The organism is Bradyrhizobium sp. HKCCYLRH2015 (genome assembly GCF_051168215.1).
Lineage (GTDB): Bacteria > Pseudomonadota > Alphaproteobacteria > Rhizobiales > Xanthobacteraceae > Bradyrhizobium.
This window is the reverse complement of sequence record NZ_JBNPUO010000001.1, coordinates 355,211-375,162: the sequence shown is the minus strand read 5'-3', so window position 1 is coordinate 375,162 and position 19,952 is coordinate 355,211. Positions and strand designations below refer to the sequence as shown.

The 19,952-nt window shown below is 66.7% G+C and carries 14 protein-coding genes; 9 read left to right on the top strand and 5 right to left on the bottom strand.

Features of this window, described 5'->3' with window-relative positions; all coding sequences use genetic code 11:
• Positions 1-61 precede the first annotated feature (61 nt).
• Entirely contained in the window at positions 62-2,419 is a 2,358-nt protein-coding gene (locus ACQR1H_RS01590; protein WP_434907028.1) for an efflux RND transporter permease subunit, read from the bottom strand.
• A gap of 380 nt (positions 2,420-2,799) precedes the next feature.
• Positions 2,800-4,386, bottom strand: coding sequence for a B12-binding domain-containing radical SAM protein (locus tag ACQR1H_RS01585; protein WP_434907027.1), 1,587 nt, complete (start codon positions 4,384-4,386; stop codon positions 2,800-2,802).
• 583 nt (positions 4,387-4,969) lie between these two features.
• Between ACQR1H_RS01585 and ACQR1H_RS01580 the strand changes: the two genes are divergently transcribed.
• The 9 genes from ACQR1H_RS01580 (at position 4,970) to ACQR1H_RS01540 (ending at position 15,685) form a co-directional block, all read left to right on the top strand.
• Positions 4,970-6,706 (top strand): methyl-accepting chemotaxis protein, encoded by a 1,737-nt coding sequence (locus ACQR1H_RS01580; protein ID WP_316183363.1) that lies wholly within the window; start codon positions 4,970-4,972, stop codon positions 6,704-6,706.
• Positions 6,707-6,797: 91 nt separating this feature from the next.
• Entirely contained in the window at positions 6,798-7,418 is a 621-nt protein-coding gene (gene folE / locus ACQR1H_RS01575; protein WP_434907026.1) for a GTP cyclohydrolase I FolE, read from the top strand.
• Positions 7,419-7,623: 205 nt separating this feature from the next.
• The gene (locus ACQR1H_RS01570) at positions 7,624-8,169 is read left to right on the top strand and encodes a sigma-70 family RNA polymerase sigma factor (protein ID WP_315772520.1); all 546 of its coding nucleotides are present in this window, start codon (positions 7,624-7,626) and stop codon (positions 8,167-8,169) included.
• The gene (locus tag ACQR1H_RS01565) at positions 8,166-8,816 is read left to right on the top strand and encodes a ChrR family anti-sigma-E factor (RefSeq protein ID WP_315749232.1); all 651 of its coding nucleotides are present in this window, start codon (positions 8,166-8,168) and stop codon (positions 8,814-8,816) included. Before ACQR1H_RS01570 ends, ACQR1H_RS01565 begins: the two co-directional genes overlap by 4 nt.
• Positions 8,817-8,978: 162 nt before the next feature.
• Positions 8,979-9,572 (top strand): RNA polymerase sigma factor, encoded by a 594-nt coding sequence (locus ACQR1H_RS01560; protein WP_315801270.1) that lies wholly within the window; start codon positions 8,979-8,981, stop codon positions 9,570-9,572.
• A gap of 30 nt (positions 9,573-9,602) precedes the next feature.
• On the top strand, positions 9,603-11,129 hold the full coding sequence (locus ACQR1H_RS01555) for a cryptochrome/photolyase family protein (RefSeq protein WP_434907025.1): 1,527 nt from the start codon (positions 9,603-9,605) through the stop codon (positions 11,127-11,129).
• Between the two features lie 115 nt (positions 11,130-11,244).
• Positions 11,245-12,528, top strand: coding sequence for a sodium:proton antiporter NhaD (gene nhaD, locus ACQR1H_RS01550; protein WP_315801272.1), 1,284 nt, complete (start codon positions 11,245-11,247; stop codon positions 12,526-12,528).
• A 9-nt stretch (positions 12,529-12,537) separates the two neighbouring features.
• Complete coding sequence (locus ACQR1H_RS01545) at positions 12,538-14,583, top strand: PQQ-dependent sugar dehydrogenase (RefSeq protein ID WP_434907024.1); 2,046 nt, start codon at positions 12,538-12,540, stop codon at positions 14,581-14,583.
• Between the two features lie 199 nt (positions 14,584-14,782).
• Positions 14,783-15,685 (top strand): SMP-30/gluconolactonase/LRE family protein, encoded by a 903-nt coding sequence (locus ACQR1H_RS01540; protein ID WP_316238762.1) that lies wholly within the window; start codon positions 14,783-14,785, stop codon positions 15,683-15,685.
• 350 nt (positions 15,686-16,035) lie between these two features.
• Here ACQR1H_RS01540 and ACQR1H_RS01535 read toward each other — a convergent pair whose 3' ends face one another.
• The 3 genes from ACQR1H_RS01535 to ACQR1H_RS01525 form a co-directional block, all read right to left on the bottom strand.
• The gene (locus ACQR1H_RS01535; protein ID WP_315801275.1) at positions 16,036-16,416 is read right to left on the bottom strand and encodes a hypothetical protein; all 381 of its coding nucleotides are present in this window, start codon (positions 16,414-16,416) and stop codon (positions 16,036-16,038) included.
• A gap of 99 nt (positions 16,417-16,515) precedes the next feature.
• A complete protein-coding gene (locus tag ACQR1H_RS01530) occupies positions 16,516-17,394 on the bottom strand; it encodes a transglutaminase family protein (RefSeq protein WP_315801276.1) in 879 nt (292 codons plus the stop codon).
• Positions 17,391-19,925, bottom strand: coding sequence for a circularly permuted type 2 ATP-grasp protein (locus tag ACQR1H_RS01525; protein ID WP_434907023.1), 2,535 nt, complete (start codon positions 19,923-19,925; stop codon positions 17,391-17,393). The genes ACQR1H_RS01530 and ACQR1H_RS01525 overlap by 4 nt, the downstream gene beginning before the upstream one ends.
• Positions 19,926-19,952 lie beyond the last annotated feature (27 nt).

Here is a 19,952-nt window from a genome sequence, read left to right as displayed (position 1 = left end):
GGGGAGAGGGAGCGCACCTGCCGCAAAGCGACAGGACACGCGCGAAGTTCAGGCTTGCGCCTCAAAGCGGCTTGCGCTTCAGCTTCTGCGACAGGTTGATCAGGAACATCGCGGTCGGGCGGAGGATGAAGAGGTCGGCAAACAGCGCCGCCACCATCGAGAACGCGCTGAGCCAACCGAACAGCCGCAGCGACGGCAGATCCGAGAACACGGTGACGACCAGGCCGCAGGCCAGCACCACGGTGGTGAGGATCAGCGCCGGCCCGACCAACACGGTGGCCCGCTCCACTGCGACCGCGGCACTGACGCCGGGCGCGCTCTCCATCCGCAGCCGGTTCAGGAAGTGGATGGTGGCCGACAGGCCAAGGCCGAAGGAGACCGTGAGCGCCACCACGCTGGCGAATTGCAGCCCCTCCCCCATGGCCCACAGCACGGTGCCCGACATCACGACAGGGAAGATGCCGGGCAGGATGCAGGCGAGCATGACGACCCAGGACCGGAAGGCCAGCCCGATGAACATCGCCACCAGCGCGAACTCGATCGTCAGCCCATGGTTGAGCTTTTCGATCATGCCGGCCGAGTTGCGCGCGGCGATGGCGGCGAGACCGGTAACGGCGATTTCATAGCCGGGATGCTTCTTTCTCACCGCATCGAGCTCGTGGTCGAGCTTGTCGACCACCGGCAGCAGCTGGCTGGAGTCGACATCCGGCACACGGCCGGCGACCACCACCGCATCCTGCTCCTTGTCGATGAAGCGGCGCACCAGATGCTCGGGGATCAGATTGACGTATTCCTGCAGGGTCGCGGTATCCGACGAGCCGGCCTTCTCGGCCAGCCAGCGCCGGAGCGTCTCGACCGACCAGACGTTGCCGACACCCGCGGTCTTCTCGACCGTGGCATGGACGTCGGCGATGGTCTGCAGGGTCTCCGGGGCATACAGCGAGGCGCCCTTCGGAAACTGGATGAGCACGTTGACCGGATTGGCGCCGGTCAGCTTGGCATCGAGCCGGTTGCTCGCCGCAACCGCCTGCTGCTTGTCCGGCACCTGGTCGGCGAGGCGATAGCGCGGCTCCAGGGTCGAATACACCACCGCGAGCGAGCCGACGAACAGCACCGCGATCAGGCTGAACAGGCCGGGACGGCCGACCATGCGCACCGCGATCCAGTAGCAGAAATTGCGCAGCGCCTGGACGCCGGCGTCGGCGCCCTGGAATTTGACCGCGAACGTCTTCTCGTTGCGCACCAGCAGCACGCCGAACACCGGCACCAGCGACAGCACCGCGACCAGCGCGATGATGGTGGCGGCGAGCCCCGCCTCGCCGAACTTGCGGATCAGGTCGCTGTCGGAGAACTGCAGGGCGATGAAGGAAATGCCGGCGGTGGCGTGGGTCAGGACGCAAGCCGGGCCGACGACCAGCACGGCGTTCTTGAACGCCGTCACCTTGTCCTGCCCCGCGATCAGGCGGTCGCGAGCGGCGAAGGTGAGCTGCATCGAATCGGAGAAGCTGATGACCATGATGAGCGGCGTCATCACGTTCAGGAACATGTTGAGATTGAAATTGGCCCACCCGAGCGCGCCGAGCGCGAGCATGATCGCGATCAGCGGCGGAAACGCCGCCGCGATCATGAACGAGACCTTGCGGAAGAAGATGATGGCGATGACGCAGCCGGCGAGAATGCCGAGAATGTTGTAGGTCAGCCCGTCACGCTCCACCGCGTTGCGGATCTCGAGCTGCATGACCGGCACGCCGGAAAGCTGGACATTCAGGCCGGTGTCGCCGAGGTCATCCGCCATCAGCTTCCGGATGTCGCCCACCACCTTCCCGAGATCGTTCGAGGCGACCACCTTGGGCTCGAGCGACAGCACGATCAGGGCCAGCGTGCCGTCCTCCGACAACAGCTTGCCGCGGATGATCTCGTTGGACTTCACCGTTTCGATGAACTTGTCGTAGGCCTCGCCCTCCGGCAGATCCGACGGAAACAGCGCGGCCGGCAGCTTGCCGGGCGCCGGCGCCTGACGGGCCGAGAACAGCGACACCAGGCCACGGGTGCCCTCGACCAGTTGCAGGTCGGTCACGAAGTCACGAAGCTTCTCGAGGTTTGGGCGGGCCAGCAGGGTCTTGCCCTCGACCACGACGAGGACGTCGAATTCCTCGGCCGGGAACTTCTTCGTCACCTCCTCGTACTGGTGGAATTCCTTGCTGTCGGAGCGAAACAGCTGGCTGAGCGAATCGTCGATCTGGATGCGCTTGATGCCGAACACCGCCGCCACGATGAGGACGAGCAGGACGACGCAGGAGAAGATCGGCGCCTTGACCGCGAGGAGGCCGAGCCGCTCGATGCCAAAGGCGATGCTGTCGGCCGGCCGGTGCTCGACCTTCTCGACATGGACTTCGTTGTCGTGCCTGACTTCCAGCATGCGGTGTCCAGTGGTTGGGGCGCGGCCCAATTCGGAAGGCCTGAGCGCATAGGGCAGAAATAAGGCCGCTCAGCGAAGCAGAGATGACCGCATTGTGGCCCGCAGCCGAAGCTAATCCTTGAAAACACGTGAAAATTCGTCGAGGCGGTCTAGCAGGGTTCACTCCCCGGCCGCAACCATGCGCGGCCACACAAGACGGCGAGCCGCGACGGCTTCCGATCACGCCACGATTCTGCCGTGCTTGAAAAGAGGTGGACGGCCCCGACGGACGCGGGGCTCGAAACCTGAACGACTCAAGGACCGGTATCCGACTGAGCCGTCCTTGCCGGAGCAGGCCGCGGCGCCGGCGAGCGCCCCGCTGCCCTGCCCCGGCGAGGCCATCACCCCGCAGGAAGGGCGGCCTCGCGCAGCCGGATCGAGTAGTTCGACGCGTTCTGATGCCCGCGCGAGGCGGCGCGCGCAAACATGATGAGGTGATGCGCGATCAGCGTCACGGCGATGAAATTCTCGATCTCGCCGCGCTTGAGCTGGCTCCAGGCAAAGCGCCAGAACGGCCGCTTGTAGTCTCCGAGCACGCCCACCTTCCAGAAGATCTTGCCCATCATGACCAGGCCGCGCCTGACGTTCGGCCAGCTCTTCATCTCGTCGCTGACCGGCACCGCGATGCGGTTGGCGTAGGTGGTGTCGCATTGGTGCTTGTAGCGCGCGAACAGCCGCTCCGGCTCATAGGCCACCTCCATGCAGCGCCGCCACGCCGTGACCACCTCGTCATAGGGCATCAGGAATTTCACGTTGGAGTCGCGACCGTCGTCGTGGACCAGCCTGCCCTCGCGCTCGAGGCGATCCCACAGGGGCGTCTTCGGGAGCGCCTGCAGCAGATTGATCGTGAGCAGCGGGATCCGGCTCTCCTCGACGAACTGCAGCAGCGCGTCCGCGGTCTGCGGCGTGTCGGTGTCCAGCCCCATGATGATACCGGAGACGACCTCCATGCCGTAGCTGTTGATGGTCCTGATCCCCTCCAGGATCGGCACCATCATGTTGTGATCCTTCTGCATGGCCGTCAGCGCATCCGGATCGGGCGTCTCGATGCCGCAGAAGATGGTGATGAAATAGGCCTCGCGCATCTTCTCCAGGATCTCGGGCCGCTTGGCGATGTTGAGCGTGGCCTCGCAGGCGAGCCGCATCACATAGCCGGTGCGCTTCTGCCATTCGATCAGATGCGGCAGCAGCTCCGTCGCGGCTTTGCGGTTGCCGATGAAATTGTCGTCGACGAAATAGACCGAGCCGGTGACGCCGCATTCCCTGAGCTTGTCGAGCTCGGCGATGATCTGCTGCGGCGACTTGATGCGCGGGTTGCGCCCATAGAGGCCGGGGATGTCGCAGAACTCGCATTGATAGGGACAGCCGCTGGAATACTGGATACTGCCGAGAAAGTACTTCTTCACCTCGGCGAGCTCATAGGCCGGCACCGGGAAATCGGTCATCGCCACCCGCTCGCTGGTCCGCAGCACGACCTGCTGCGCAGGCCGTGACGGATCCCGCGCCAGCCGCGCGATCAGCTCGTCGGTCGCATCGCCAAGCTCGCCGACATGCAGATAGTCGAAGCTCGGATAGTAGTCCGGGCAGGCGCTGACCGAAGGGCCGCCGAGCGCGACCGGCAGGTCGAACGCGTGCGCCCGCTGGCAGATGTCGTTCATCTGCTGACGCTGGATGTGCATGCCGCTGACGAACACCGCTTCGGCCCAGGAGAAATCCTCGTCCCGCGCCGGGCGGATGTTCTCATCGATGAAGCGCACCTGCCAGGAGCTTGGAAGATAGGCCGCGATCAGCAGCAGCCCCTGCGGCGGCATGAAGGCCTGGATGCCGTCGGTGAGCGGATAGGCATGCTCGAAGGTTCCGAACGACGAGGTGTAGCGCGGAAACACACAGAGAATGCGACGTACCGTTTCGATGCCCTCGAATCTCATCGACTGCCCCTCGCGACAACCCGCTAACTGGTTACCTTACGGCCGAAGACAAGGCTTCGCCACCCCTTCCGGAAAAGTTGAGGTGCGATCGAGTTTTCCGCTCCTGTCGCAAGGCGCGACGTCCCCGCCGCGTGCCCGATGCTCACGCTGCCAGGCATGATCAGACGCGACCTGATGAGGCGACCTGATCCAATGTATCGCAATACGGATGGCGGAATGCGACGGGCGATCCAAGGTTCCAATCAGATGGATCATCGATCGGTCGAGCGCGACGACCGCTCCCGCCTGTCTCCGATCGGCGACCAATTGCTGAGCGCGCGTGCGCGCGGTCACTGGTTTGCAATGCATTTGCAAGGGAACGAGGGGCCTCGAAAGGGCGCATGCCCTCCGTAGTCAACCGGACGCCCCGGCGCGCGCCCCTGCTGCGGAGCACCAACTAATCGATTGAAACGCCAAGCAAAGTACGCTGTGGTTGTATAATACTGACGGTGTCCACTTAACGCTTTCTCCATGAAGGTTTTGCATAACTATTAACAATCAAGCGCCTCCTCCGTCGCAGCAAAAACTCGCGGTGTCTCACCTCATGACCTCACGCCCGACGTCAACGAAGACGGCCACGCGCCGATCCATCGCAGTCAAGCTCTATGCAATCTTCGCGTTGTTTGCGCTATTGACCGCCGCAATCACCTGGCTGTCCGACTACAACTCGCGGCGGGCCACGGAGCTCATCAAAGCCATCGAGACGGCCAATCTCGCCGCTCACAACGTTCAGCTGGTCAACGGCCTCGTCTATGCCGTCGTGATGGAGTCGCGTGGCGTCTACATGTCGACAGATCCGGCCGTCGTGAAGCAATACGGCAACGGCTTGCTCAAATTCAACGCCGAGATTCTGAAGGTCGTCGACAAGTGGCAGGCGATCGTACAGGCCGACGACGCCCAGCAATTCGCAACGTTCAAGAAGCGGATCGAGCAATTCGTCGAATTCCGCGCCGAACTGGTCCGCCGCGCCAATGAAATCAGCCCGGCTGCGGGACGCGAGTGGGGCGACAACGACGCCAATCGCTCCGTGCGCAAGGCGCTCAACACGGACCTCGAAGCGCTGTCCAAAGTCTATGTCGAGCGCGGAGGAAAGATCGCCGAGAAAGCGGCGCTGAACAACAAGCTCTCGCTCATGCTGACAGGCCTTGGCGGCTTGATGTTGGTTCTGGTCGCAGCCGGCGTGGTGATCATCGCTCGCTCGATCGCTCGGCCGCTGTCTCAGATCACCGAGACGATCCGCCAGGTCGCCACCGGCGCCGAGAACGTCGAAGTGCCGTATGCCGGGCGCGCCGACGAGGTCGGCGAGCTGGCCCGCGCCATCGGCGTGTTCCAGCAGGCGATGGCCCACAACCGCGACCTCAATGTCCAGGTCTCTCAGGACTCCGAAATCCGCGAAGCCCGGGCCCGCCACATCGAAACCGCGGTCGAGGAATTTCGCACCGCAATCGGCAGCGTGATGCGGACCGTCACCGAGAACGCCGCCGCGATGCGCGCCACCGCCGAGGCGATCACACGGCTGACGGCGGACGCCAACGAGCGCGCGGTCACCGCAGCCGGCGCGACGTCGCAGGCCTCGACCAACGTTTCCGCCGTCGCGAGCGCCGCCGAGGAGTTGTCGACGTCCGTCGAGGAGATCGGCCGGCAGATCCGGCAGTCGGCCGGCGCCGTCGAGCAGACCGGCCAACGCACCGAGAAGTCGGTCACGGAGATCGAGGGCCTTGCCGCCGCCACCCAGCGCATCGACGGCGTATTGACCCTGATCCAGACCATCGCCGAGCAGACCAACCTCCTCGCTCTGAATGCGACCATCGAGGCCGCCCGCGCCGGCGAGGCCGGCCGCGGCTTTGCCGTCGTCGCTCACGAGGTCAAGGCGCTGGCCGGGCAGACGGCCAAGGCGACCGAGGAGATCAGCCAGAACGTCGGCCTGATCCAGGCCTCGACCAAGACCGCGGTCGACGCGGTCCGCGAGATCGGCCAGGCGGTCCGCGGCATCAACGAGATCACCTCGAACATCTCCAATGCCATCCAGCAGCAGGACCAGGCGACGCGGGAGATCTCGACCAACGCGCAGTCGACCGCCCAGGGCAACCAGACGCTGGTCATGAACATCGGCTCGCTCCGCGACGCCATCAGTGAGACCTCGACGGCCGCCGCCTCCGTCCTGTCGGCGTCCGGCGACCTCAACGCGACCGCGCAGACGCTCGCCAACGAGGTCGAGAAGTTCTTTCAGAACCTGCGCTCGGGTCCGTCCGCGGAGATGCGGCTGCGCAAGGCGAGCTGACCGGGGCGAGCCCTCGGTTGCGGAAATCGCCCCCCGCAAGACGTGATCCGTTCCGACACCGGAACCGTTTCTTGGTTTTTGGAGAGCCGTCGTGCGCCAGACAGCCAAGAAACCTCCGTTCGCCTGCGACCCGGTCGCGGTCACCCAGGATGACGTCGAGGACGCCATTCGCACCATCCTGACCTGGATCGGCGAGGATCCGTCACGCGAGGGTCTCTCCGAGACCCCGGCCCGCGTGGCGCGGGCCTACAAGAGCTATTTTTCCGGCTATGAGCAGAACCCCGAGGAGTATCTGCGCAAGACGTTCGAGGAGACGGCCGGCTACGACGAGATGGTGCTGTTGCGGAACATCCCGTTCCAGAGCCATTGCGAGCACCACATGGCGCCCATCATCGGCCGCGCCTGGGTCGGCTACGTGCCGCGCAACCGCGTGGTCGGGATTTCCAAGCTCGCCCGGGTCGTCGAGGCCTATGCCAGCCGGCTGCAGATCCAGGAGCGCATGACCGCCGAGATCGCCAACATCATCGACGAGGTGCTGCAGCCGCAGGGCGTGGCGGTCGTGATCAAGGCAGCCCATCACTGCATCAGCTCGCGCGGCGTCAAGAAGCACGGCGTCGATCTCACCACCAGCCGCATGCTCGGCTGCTTCCGCACCGACCCGATGAGCCGCCAGGAGTTCCTGGCGATGGTCAATTCCGACCTGAAGGATTGAAGGGGCCGGAAAATCCTCCGCCCGCTGTGATCCAGCCGTCCATGGTCCACGTTATCCAGGGTCAAGCAGCGTGCCGGGGACCATGACCACGCGACTGAGAGCGACTGGATTAGCGCAATGGAACGTGGCATCGTCCCGGCATCGATTTGCACGGGCCTTCAGTGCCCGTACCAGGGTGAATGTGAGCAGAGGGCCGAAGGCGACTGTGGACTGGGCTGAATTGATCGGACGCGTCGCCGCGCGCGGCGATCGCGAGGCATTCAAGGCCCTGTTTGCGCATTTTGCGCCCCGCATCAAAGGTTTCCTCATCAAGACCGGCTGCAACGCCGACGACGCTGAGGAAATCGCCCAATCCACCATGGTGGCGGTGTGGACGAAGGCGGGGCAATTCGATCCGTCGACGGCCGGCGCGGCCGCCTGGATCTTCACGATCGCGCGCAACCAGCGGATCGACGCCGCGCGCAAGGCTGCCCGCGACAGCCGGCTGAGCAGAGAAGTGGGGCGGGACGAGGAAGCCGATCCGACGCCCGCAGCCGACCAGATCGTCTCGCGTGTCGAAGATGCCACACGGGTGGCGGCCGCGATCGAAAGATTGTCGGTGGAGCAATCCACCGTGATCCGCCTGTCGTTCGTTGAAGAACGACCGCATTCGGAAATCGCGGCGGTGCTCGGCCTGCCGCTGGGTACGGTAAAGTCACGAATCAGATTGGCGATGAATCGCCTGAGAGACCTGTTGGACGACGCGACATGACGATCAGCCACCACCCGCCGGAAGACCTGCTGGCCGACTTCGCCACTGGTGCGCTCGACGAGGCCGAGCGGCTGGTCGTCGGTGTCCATGTCGCCGATTGCGGCCGATGCCAGCGCTTCGTCCGCGCCATCGAGCAGCTCGCCGGCGCCTCGCTGGATGCGGCCGAGCCGATCGCGACGGGCGCGGATGCGTTCGATGCCGTGATGGCACGCATCGATCGACGCCCGCAGGCGGCGCCACAGGTGAGCGAGGTCGCCGAGCACGATCCCGAGCTCGCCGACCTCCCCGAGATGGTCAAGCGCTGCAAGATCGGCAAGCGCCGGCGTGTGGCGCCCGGCATCAGCATGCGCCCGATCCTGCTGCCGGGCACCGGCAAATCGCGCGCCTTCCTGCTGCGCTCGGAGCCTGGGGCGCGGATGCTGGAGCATACGCATTCCGGCAACGAGCTGACCTGCGTGCTGAAGGGCAGCTTCAGCCATCTCGGCGGCTATTACGGACCCGGCGACTTCGACTATGGCGACGACGAGGTCGACCATCGTCCGGTGGTCGGTGACGAGGGCCCCTGCCTCTGCCTCGTCGCCATGACCGGCGACCTGCGCATGCACGGCCTGCTCGGCCGGCTGATCAGCCCATTCGTCCGGCTCTGAATTGCTCCGCCGTCATTGCGAGCGCCGCGAAGCAATCCGGAGCGACGCGGAGGGCCTGGATCGCTTCGTCGTTTCGCTCCTCGCAACCATGACCGCAAGCATTCGGGTGATCCGCATCGGACTCTGACCCGTTTCCGCTCAGGAAGCGCATGGAGGAGACAGATGCGATCAGCAAGCGCGGATAAGGGGTACGTCGCGCATCTCGGCGGCTTGCTGGCCCGTGCCGGACGCAACGACGAGCAAGCCTTTGCCGAGCTGCATGCTGCAACGATCTTGAAGATGCGGAAGACCGTGCGCGCCTTGCTGCCCTCCTCGGCCGACCTCGACGACATCCTGCAAGATGGCTACCTGAAGATCTGGCGGCATGCCGCGAGCTTCGACCCGGCGCGCGCCTCGCCCATCACCTGGATGTGCACCATCATGCGCAACACCGCGATCGATGCGCTGCGCGCCACCGGCGTGCCGACCTCGGAGCTCGATGAGGCGCTCGCGATCCCTGATCCCGCTGACAGCGCCGCCGACGACGAGTTCGACTACGCGCTGGCGGAACCGATCGCCCGCGAGGCGCTCGAGCGGCTGCCGGAGGAGCGCCGACGGCTGCTGGCGCTCGCCTATCTCGAGGGCGAAAGCCGGACGCGGCTGTCGGAACGGTTCGGCGTGCCGGTCGGCACCATCAAGACCTGGCTGCATCGCAGCCTGCTCACGGTGCGCAAGGATTGTCTCGGCCAGGCCCACGCGGTTACCGTGGCGGCCTGATCGTCGGCATGGCGCGATGACCAACGTATCATGATCAGGACACGTCCCGTGAGACACCTCGTCGTCGTGCTGGGCGACCAGCTCGATGCGGACTCGGCGGCCTTCGACGGCTTCGACCCGGAGCAGGATGCCGTGCTGCAGATGGAGGTCGCCGACGAGGCGAGCTACGTGCCGCAGCACAAGATGCGCATCGCCTATTTCTTCGCGGCGATGCGCCACTTCCGCGCCGATCTCGAGGGCCGCGGCCGTACCGTCCACTATGTCCGGCTCGATGATCCCGCCAACACCGGCACGCTCGACAGCGAGATTGCGCGGCATCAGGCCGCGCTGCAGCCGGCGGCGACGATCGTGCTGGAGCCCGGCGACTTTCGCGTGCGCGAGGGCTTGCGCAAGCTGCCGCAGCGGATCGACATCCGCGCCGACCGCCACTTCCTGTGCACGGCGGACGAGTTCGACGCCTTCACCGAGCGCCATCCCCGCCCGATCATGGAAACGTTCTACCGCGCGATGCGGCGCAAGACCGGCATCCTGATCGACGACAGTGGCCGCCCGGTCGGCGGCAGCTGGAATTTCGACGCCGAGAACCGCAAGGGGTTCGGCAGGAGCCGCCCGCCTATTCCCGTGCCCCGATCCTATGCTCCCGACGCGATCACGCGCGACGTGCTCAAGCTGGTCGCGGCGCGCTTCTCCAACAGTCCGGGCAAGCTCGGCCGCTTCGACCTGCCGGTGTCGCGCGTCGACGCGCTGACGGAGCTGTCGGACTTCGTCGCCTGGCGGCTGTCGCTGTTCGGCACCTATCAGGACGCGATGCTGAGCGACGAGCCGTTCCTGTATCACTCGCGGCTGTCGGGGGCGCTGAACCTGCACATGCTGAACCCGCGCGAGGTGGTCACGGCCGCGCTCGAAAGCCGCAACGCGCCGCTGAACGCTCTCGAAGGCTTCGTCCGCCAGATCATCGGCTGGCGGGAATTCGTGCGCGGCATCTATTGGCAGCGCATGCCTCACTACGCCGATGAGAACGCGCTCGACGCCAGCCTGCCGATGCCGCGCTTCTACTGGACCGGCGAGACCGAGATGCGCTGCCTGGCGCAGGCGATCGGCCACACCATTGACCATGCCTATGCGCATCACATCGAGCGGCTGATGGTGCTCGGCCTGTTCGCGATGCTGCTCGGCGTCCGGCCCTACGACGTGCACCTCTGGCACATGTCGATGTTCCACGACGCCATCGACTGGGTGTCGCTGCCCAACACACTCGGGATGAGCCAGCACGGCGATGGCGGCGTGGTCGGCACCAAGCCCTATGCGGCGTCGGGCCACTACATCGACCGCATGAGCGACCATTGCCGCAATTGCCGCTACGATCCGAAGCAGGCGACCGGCGACAGCGCCTGCCCGTTCACGACGCTGTATTGGAGCTTCCTCGCCAAGCACCGCCGCCGCTTCGCCAATAATGGTCGCATGCGCAACCAGTACGTCAATCTCGAGCGCCGCAGCGCGGCGGAGATCCGCGCCATCCGCAACCACGCCGACGCGATCGTGTCGGCCCTGGTGTAATCCGGCGTTCGCCGGTCTGAACAGCGCTCACGGCTTGCTGGCCGGACGCCGATCGGTCATATCTTGGGCAGTTCCATCCCGCCCCTCCGCCGATCAAGCCCGGAATGCCTCACTCATGACCGCTGCCATCGTCGCCGTCTTCACGCTCGCCTATGCCGTGGTGGCGCTGGAGCACCCGTTCCGGATCAACAAGGCGGCCACCGCCCTGGTCGGCGCCGGCCTGATGTGGACCGTCTATGCTGTCATGGGCGGCACGGCTCCGGCGGTCGCGACCGAGCTCAACGAGTCCGTGGCCTCGACGGCCCAGATCATCTTCTTCCTGATCGGCGCGATGACCATCGTCGAGGTGATCGACGCCCATAACGGCTTCGAGGTCGTGACCTCGCTGATCGGCACCCGCAACCAGGTCACGCTGGTCTGGCTGGTCGGCTTCGTCACCTTCTTCCTCAGCGCCATGCTCGACAACCTCACCACCGCGATCGTGATGGTGTCGCTGATGAAGAAGCTGTCCGGCCGCGACGAGGACCGCCTGGTCTTCGCATCGATCATCGTCATCGCCGCCAATGCCGGCGGCGCCTGGTCGGCGATCGGCGACGTCACCACCACCATGCTGTGGATCGGCGGTCAGATCACGCCGCTCGCGATCATGAAGTCGGTCTTCATCCCCTCGCTCCTGAACCTGCTGGTCCCGCTTGCCGTCATCAGCTTCACCCTGCGCGGCAAGCAGCTCGTGCCGCCGGCGAGCGCCGGCCTCGCCTCGATCAGCCCGATCCTGCCGTTCGAGCGCAATTTGATGTTCTTCATGGGCCTCGGCATCCTGGTCGCCGTGCCGGTGTTCAAGGCGGTGACGCACCTGCCGCCGTTCATGGGCATCCTGTTCGGCCTCGGCCTGTTGTGGATGGTCGGCGAGATCGTCCATCGCGAGAAGGCCTTCGAGCAGAAGCAGCGCCTGACCCTGGTGCATGCGCTGACCCGGATCGACATGCCCTCGATCGTGTTCTTCATCGGCATCCTGCTGGCGGTGGCCGCGCTCGAGCACACCCACATCCTGGAGGCGCTGGCGCAATGGCTCGACCGCAGCGTCGGCCGGCTCGACCTGATCGTGATCGTGCTGGGGCTCGCCAGCGCCGTGATCGACAACGTGCCCTTGGTCGCGGCGTCGATGGGCATGTACAGCCTGAGCCAGTTTCCGCCGGACAGTTTCCTCTGGGAGTTCGTCGCCTATTGCGCCGGCACCGGTGGCTCGATCCTGATCATCGGCTCGGCGGCCGGCGTCGCCGCGATGGGGCTCGAGAACATCCACTTCTTCTGGTACGTGCGCCGCATCAGCGGCATCGCCCTGCTCGGCTACTTCGCGGGCGCCGCGGCCTACATCATCCAATACAACCTGCTGCACTGAGCGGATCGCATGAGCTGGTCGTGGCGCATTCTGGCAGTCGTCGCGACCCTGCTGCTCGGCGCGGGCGACGGCCGCGCCGACGACGTGACGCTCAAGAGCGGCTACGCGCTCGGCGCGAAGAGCTGCGGCGAAGCGCCCCTCGGCTTTCCACGGCTGCGGATCGACATGAAGGCCGGCTTCTGCGCCGGCCTCGTCGCCAGCCGCGACGACGGCCTGAGATTTCCCCGCGGCATCATGCAGATCCCCGGCCATCGGCAGTTCGTGATCGCGGACATGGGCGGCTGGGGCCATGATGACGGCCGGCTGCTGATCCTCGATCCCGCGGCGCCGGCCGGCCAGCGCCTCCGCGAAGTGATCACGCGGCTATCCTATCCGTTCGGACTTGCGGCCGGCCCTGGCGGCCGCATCTACGCCTCCACCGACACGTCGATCTTCCGCTTCGATCCGCTCGCGGCCGATCCGAGAGCAACGATCGAGACCATCATCCGCGACCTGCCGGGACGCCGCCTCACGCTGCCCGACGGCACCCGCCTGTCGGAAAGTGCGCATCCGCTGAAGGCATTCGCCTTCGACCGTACCGGACGGCTGTTCGTCAATATCGGCGCGCCCAGCGACAACTGCCTGTCGCCGGCGCCGATCACGCAGCCCTGCGCCGCGGGCGAAGGCCCTTCGGCACTCGCCGCGATCTGGCTGTTCACGCCACCGGCCGGCGGCGTCTTTGCGGCGCTGAAGCCCGGCGATCCCTCGCCGCCGCACCAGGTTTACGCGCGCGGCCTGCGCAACTCGATGGCGCTGGCATTGCATCCGCGCTTTCCCGATCCCGGCACCGCCTTCCTGCAGGGCGAGAACGCGCGCGACCTGCAGGACGTGTTCGCACCGAACGAGGAGATCAACGCGATCGAGCAAGGGCGCCACTATGGCTGGCCCTATTGCTACGACCTCGCCACGCCGAGCCCGGAGTTCAGGCGCGTGCTGCAATCCGGAACGCTCAAGAGCTTCTGCACGACAGCCTCGCACTATCAGCAGCCGTGGTCGCTGCTGCCGCCGCATGGTGCACCGCTCGGCATGCTCTACTACACGGGCGATCGTTTCGAGGAGCTGAAAGGCAGGCTGCTGGTCGGCCTGCACGGCTATCGCCCGACCGGCAGCCGCCTGCTCGCCTATGAAGTCGACGAGCACGGCTTTCCCAAGCTGAGCCCGGCACCGGTGCGCTATCACGTGAGCTGTGCCGCCGAGCCGACGCGCACCTTCCAGACCGCGGCCGGTCCGGCGCGCGCGGCCGCGTTCGACGAGATCATCGTTGGCTGGCATCGCGTCAACGGCATCCGGCCGCAGGGCGCACCGGTCGGCATGACCGTGGCCGACGACGGCGCGCTCTGGCTGGTCGAGGACAAGAACCAGACCGTGATCCGCATCGACCGCACCGGCGAGGCCGCGCCCGAGCCGCTGCCCTGCGATGTCAGAAGCGATCAGCTGATCGACCGGCTGGCCGCCTTGGTGATGGACAATGGCGCCAGCCGCGCGCGGCTGGCGACGGTGCGCAAGACGCTCGTCGAGAGACATTGCAGCGGCTGCCATTCGGATTTCGGCCTCAAGGCCGGACAATCCGACCGAGACAAGGACCTCGCGGTGCTGCGCTTCATGTTGGCCCAGGACGGCTGGATCTATCCCGGCGATCCCGAGTCCGGCCGGCTGCGTCAGCGGCTGCGCGGACTGGGCGCCGAGCGGCAGATGCCGCCCGGTGCAGATCTGATCAAGACGGAACCAGGCTATGCGAAGCTGCTTGATGTTGCCGACGACCTCGTCGCGCGCATGGTTCCCGGCACGCGGATGCGCGTCAAGCCCGGCGGACCGCCGCACCGCAAGTTCTTCGCCGCTGATGGCCGCGAATGCGGCGACATTCCGTTCGGCAAGATCGTCGTGGTGACCGAGAGGTCTGCCGTCAATAAGCCCGGCTTCAGCCGTTTCTTCCGGCCGGCCGACACCTATCTCAACGGCGCCTGCACGGACGATGATGGCTATTACATCCAACAGCAGTTTCTGGTGCCGCTCTGACGACGCCGCGATGAATCGTAGGGTGGGCAAAGGCGCAGGGCGACGCTTCCTCCGCCAAAACGCAATCTCGCGCGCGCCGTGCCCGCCGGCCGCGGGCACCTGTCTCCGTGATGGTGGGCACGGCGCGCACGAGAGCGCGTTGTGGCGCGCGCAGTGGCGTATCGCGCCTTTGCCCACCCTACGCATCTCGTGTTGGGCGATGCTCGTCACGCTCGCCCTCGCGACCGTCCCTGCCCTGGCCACCTCGAAACTGTTCGAGAGCGCGCAGCTCACACCTTCCGGCGAATACACCTTCGGCATCGAGGGGCCCGCCGTCGATCGCGACGGCAATCTCTTCGTCGTCAATCTCGGCAAGCCCGGCACGATCGGCCGGCTCGCACCTGAGGCGACCACGTCGGAGAAATTCACCGAGCTGCCCGACGGCAGCGTCGGCAATGCGATCCGCATCGACGCCGCCGGCACGATGTTCATCGCCGACTACAAGAAGCACAACATCTTCGCCATCGCACCGGGCGAGACCGCGCCGCATCTCGTCTTCCATGCCGACGACATGAGCCAGCCCAACGACATCACGCTGTCGCGCGACGGCACGATCTATGCGAGCGATCCGAACTGGAAGGCGCGCAGCGGCCGCATCTGGCGGATCGCGAGGGGGCCCAACGGCGCGCTGCAGGGCGAGGCGATGGCGGCACCGCGGGCGATGGGCACCGCCAACGGCATCGATCTGAGCCCTGACGGCCGCACGCTCTATGTCGGCGAATCCAACAGCGGCGAGATCTGGTCCTATGCGGTCGATGGCGACGCGCTCGCCACGCCCAGACTGATCAGAAGGTTCGAGCCCAACACGATCGACGGCCTGCGTACCGATGCCAGCGGCCGGCTGTTCGTCGCACGCATCCTGAAGGGCAGCATCGCCGTGCTGACGCCCGACGGCCGCGCCATCAGGGAGATCACGCTGCGAGCCAAGGAGCCGACCAACCTCGCCTTCGGCGGCAGCGACGGCAAGACCGTGTTCGTCACCCAGCGTCAGGGCGGCTTCGTCGAGTCCTTTCGCACCGATGTCGAAGGGCGCGAGCATTGCTTGCAGACACAGACGTGCTGACTGCTCAGCCGGGTGGGACACGACCAGCATCACTCGGACACGACGTGTAGCGACACTACTGCAGCATATTCAATGTCTGGCGCTCATGAGAGACCGTGCAACAGATTGGCTGTCGTCCCGGGCAAGCCGTGCCAGCGCGACAGCGTTGGCACGGCGCCGACCCGGGACCCATACTCCGCAGCAGGAGTGATGAGCACGATGTTGCGAGCTGCGTGCCGGCCAACAAAACAGTTGGGGTTATGAGTCCCGGCGTTCGCCGGGACGACACTGGTTGTTGCGCAAGCGCATTCCAACTCACTGGAAACGGAAAGCCCCGCATGCGCGAGGGCCTTCCTGACAACAGCGATCGCTTACCGCCCGTACACCACCGGCGCGCGTTGGACGATCAGCGGCGGCGGCAGGTCGCGCTGCCAGACGCGGCCGTCGTCGAACTGGATACGCATGCCGTCGGGCGAATAGACCGCGCTTTCGTCACGCGCATCGATCCAGAGCCGGCTGTTGGGCGCATTCCAGTCCGGCCAGGCCTGGAGGGACTCGCCGGTCTCGGTGGTCAGGTTCACGGCATCGCCGTTCTGCGTCACGAAGGCCGGCGCGCCGATCATGCCGTCGCGGCACATCTGGATGCAGCGGTAGGTGCCGGTGAGGTTGGCGCTCGGCTGTGCCGAGGCGGTGCCGGCGACGCAGGCGCCGACCAGGCCAATCACGATTGCAACACGTTTCATGTCGATCACTCCATCGCTCGAAAGGGTCAGCCAGCCCCCATTCGGGCCCCTCGGGCGGATCAAGTGCGATGCGGGAAAAATGTTCCGGCCGTTCGCGGCCAGGGAACCCTACTCGACCCTCACGACGTCGACGGCGACGCCGAGCTTCTGCTTGGGCGAGCCGACGATGATGCCGTCGACCGGCGACACGTCGGAGAAGTCGCGGCCCATGCCGAGGATGATGTGATCATTGCCGACCAGGAGATCGTTGGTCGGATCGAAGCCGATCCAGCCGAGCTCGTCGCCGCACCACAGCGACACCCAGGCATGGGTGGCGTCGGCGCCCTGCAGCCGGGGCTGGCCCTCCGGCGGGATGGTGCGCAGATAGCCGCTGACATAGGCCGCGGGCAGGCCGAGGCCACGCAGGCCGGCGATCATGACATGCGCAAAATCCTGGCAGACGCCATGGCGATTGTCGAACACCTCGCGCAGCGGGGTCGAGATCACGGTCGCCTTCGGATCGTATCTGAACTCCTTGCGGATGCGCCGCATCAGATCGGCGGCGCCGGTGACGATGCCGGTGCCGGCGCGAAAGCTTGCCGCAGCATAGTCCGTCACCAGCTCCAGCACCGGCACCAGGGCGCTTTCGAAGACGTAGCCGATCGGCGACGACGGGCCGAGGCTCGTCGCCTCGAACGCTGCATCGCGCACCTGCTCCCAGTCCGCACTCGGCGCATCGCGCTCGGGCGGCGTGCGCGACAGCTTCACCCGCGAGCGCGAGTCGATGCGCAGGTGGCGGTGCTGGGTGTCGATCACGACGCTCTCGGTCAACGTGCCGAAGAAATCGCGCCGCGCGGTCCGCTCCGAGGGCCGCGGCCGGATGTCGACGCTGTGCGAGATCAGCTCCTGGCCGTCGCCGCTGAGCGGCTCCAGCCGCAGCGAGCAGCGCGCGAAGCTGACGGCGCTCTCATACTCATAGGTCGTGACGTGCCGGATGTCGTAGATCACGCGAGGCCCGTCAGCTTTTCCGGCCGCGTCGCGTTCGGACCGTGCGGGAAATAATGCTGGCCGATCGCCTCCGCCAGGTTGAGCAGGTCCTGCTCAAGCGCAAACAGGGCGCGGCCGTCGAGATGCGCCGCCTCCGCCGCGGTCAGCCGCGCGCCCAGCGAGATCGCGAGGCGCTGCGGCCGCTCGATCAGCCCGTTCTCCTTCAGCACCGGCAGGCTCGCGATGTGCTCGTTGAGCAGCTCGACCTGGAACGCGACCGAGCGCGGATTGTAGAGGTCGAGCACGACGAGATCGCGGATCGGCGCCAGCGACGGGCCGATCAGATAGCGCGAGCGATAGGTGATCTGACAATCGACCAGCGTGAGCAGGACGTCGAGGTCCTCGGGCGTCGCCTCGTCATAGCCGAACTGGCGCGCGAAGCGCGCGGTGTTGATGGCGCGTTCGGCGCGACGCCCCATGTCGAGGAAGCGCCAGCCGGCGGCACGATTCATGTTCTCCTGGGCGAGGCCGGCGAAGCTCGCGAGCCGGTCCAGCGTGAGCTCGGCGATGCTGACGACGGCGTCCTCATCCTCGGCCTCCTGCGCCAGCCGGTTCGGCATCTCGGTGATGACCTGCCAGGCGTCGGGCGAGAGGCGCTCGCGCAGCGAGGTCGCGGTGCGCTGGGCGGATCTGAGCAGCGACAGCGCCGAGCCGAACTGCGCCTCGGCCTGCAAAGCCTCGGCCGCCACCTGGAATCCCTTGCTGCGCGAGGTCTGCTCAACCGCGCCCCACGCCAGCAACAGCCGCTGGATGCGCTCGGCGGTGTTGAGCTGCGCCAGCGAGCCCTTGCCGGGATCGCGATGCTGGGCTGCGAGCGCGCGGATCAGCCGCACGGTGGCCTCGGCGCGCTCCAGATAGCGTCCCAGCCAGAACAGATTGTCGGCGGCGCGGCTCGGCAGCACGCCGGCGATTCGGCGGATCCGCACGTTGTCAGAGCCCGGCAGCAAGGTGCGCGCCGCCACCGCCTTGTCGGCGACCACCCAGACGTCGGCGGCGCGGGCGCCGTCGCCCATCGACACCGCGCGCGCATCGAGCTTGTCGGCGATGCGACAGAAGCCCCCGGGCATGACGGTCCAGCCGTCGGGCGTGGCGGCCGCGAACACCCGCAGGACGAACGGCCGCGGCGCGATCCGGCCCCCCTCCCACACCGGCGTGGTCGACAGCCGCACCACCTCCTGGCCGACATAGTCGATGCCGCGCTGGCTGATCGCAGCGCGCAGCCGTTCGCGCTCCGCGGCCGAGAGCTCGCCGGCCAGCACCGGACCGCTGCTGGCGAAGCCGGGCACGGCGCGGCCATAAGCGCCTTCGATCGCGAACTCCTCGAGCCGCGACAGCACCTCGTCGCGCGCGGACTTCTGGCCGCACCACCAGGTCGCGATGTGCGGGATCTTGAGATCCTCACCGAGCACGCGCCGCGCGAGGCTCGGCAGGAAGCCAAGCAGCGCACGCGCCTCCAGCACGCCGGAGCCCGGCATGTTGGCGATCACCACGCCGCCCTTGCGCACGACGTCCATCAGGCCGGCGACGCCGAGCCGCGAGCCGGCATCGAGCTCGAGCGGATCGAGCGAGTTGGAATCGAGCCGCCGCAGCAGCACGTCGACGCGCTTGAGGCCCGCGACGGTGCGGATGTGCACGCGGTCGCCGCTGACGGCGAGATCGTCGCCCTCGACCAGCAGGAAGCCGAGATAGCGCGCCAAGGTCGCGTGCTCGAAATAGGTCTCGCTGAACATGCCCGGCGTGAGCACGGCGATGCGCGGCTCGTCACGATCGGCGCTGGCGCGCAGCGCATCGCGGAATGCTTCGAAGAACGGCGCGAGCCGCTCCACGTTCATGGACTTGTAGATCGAGGAGAAGGCGCGCGACTGCACCAGGCGGTTTTCCAGCGCGTAGCCCATGCCGGACGGCGCCTGGGTGCGATCATTGAGCACCCACCAGCGCCCGTCGGGGCCGCGGCCGATGTCGGCGGCATAGATGCTGAGGAAGCGCCCGCCCGGCGGTTTGACGCCGCAGACCGGACGCAGATATTCGCTGGAGCCGGCGACGGCGGCCGCCGGCAGCGCGCCGCTCGTCACCAGCCGGCCCTCGCCATAGATGTCCCGCAGCACACGTTCGAACAGCTCGGCGCGCTGGACGATGCCCTGGGACAGTTGCGCCCATTCGGACTCGTCGATCAGCAGCGGCAGATGGCTGAGCGGCCACGATCGCTCGGCGTTGTCGCCCGGCGAGCGGTAGGTGACGCCGGCCTCGCGCAGATGGCGATCGGCGGATGCGAAGCGGCGGTCGATATCGGTCGGCGCGAGCGCGGCAAAGGTGTCGGCAAAGCGGGTCCAGACCGGTCGCGGCTGGCCGTCGGCGCCGATGAACTCATCGGGGATGCCGGGCAGCCGGGCATAGTCGCGGGCCCAATGCTCGGCACGGCGCAGCGGAGAACGTGCCGCCGGCCGACCGGCGGCGGGGCTCGCTCCCTGGTCCTGGCCGCTCGAGCCGTCCATACCCTGATCCTCCGCACAAACTCCGTG

Bases quoted from the DNA above. Each gene is read 5' to 3' on its own strand.
- ACQR1H_RS01590 (WP_434907028.1), bottom strand. From the start codon at position 2,419: ATGCTGGAAGTCAGGCACGACAACGAAGTCCATGTCGAGAAGGTCGAG.
- nhaD (WP_315801272.1), top strand. From the start codon at position 11,245: ATGACCGCTGCCATCGTCGCCGTCTTCACGCTCGCCTATGCCGTGGTG.
- ACQR1H_RS01560 (WP_315801270.1), top strand. From the start codon at position 8,979: ATGCGATCAGCAAGCGCGGATAAGGGGTACGTCGCGCATCTCGGCGGC.
- ACQR1H_RS01565 (WP_315749232.1), top strand. From the start codon at position 8,166: ATGACGATCAGCCACCACCCGCCGGAAGACCTGCTGGCCGACTTCGCC.
- ACQR1H_RS01580 (WP_316183363.1), top strand. From the start codon at position 4,970: ATGACCTCACGCCCGACGTCAACGAAGACGGCCACGCGCCGATCCATC.
- ACQR1H_RS01525 (WP_434907023.1), bottom strand. From the start codon at position 19,925: ATGGACGGCTCGAGCGGCCAGGACCAGGGAGCGAGCCCCGCCGCCGGT.
- ACQR1H_RS01540 (WP_316238762.1), top strand. From the start codon at position 14,783: ATGCTCGTCACGCTCGCCCTCGCGACCGTCCCTGCCCTGGCCACCTCG.
- ACQR1H_RS01585 (WP_434907027.1), bottom strand. From the start codon at position 4,386: ATGAGATTCGAGGGCATCGAAACGGTACGTCGCATTCTCTGTGTGTTT.
- ACQR1H_RS01555 (WP_434907025.1), top strand. From the start codon at position 9,603: ATGATCAGGACACGTCCCGTGAGACACCTCGTCGTCGTGCTGGGCGAC.
- ACQR1H_RS01545 (WP_434907024.1), top strand. From the start codon at position 12,538: ATGAGCTGGTCGTGGCGCATTCTGGCAGTCGTCGCGACCCTGCTGCTC.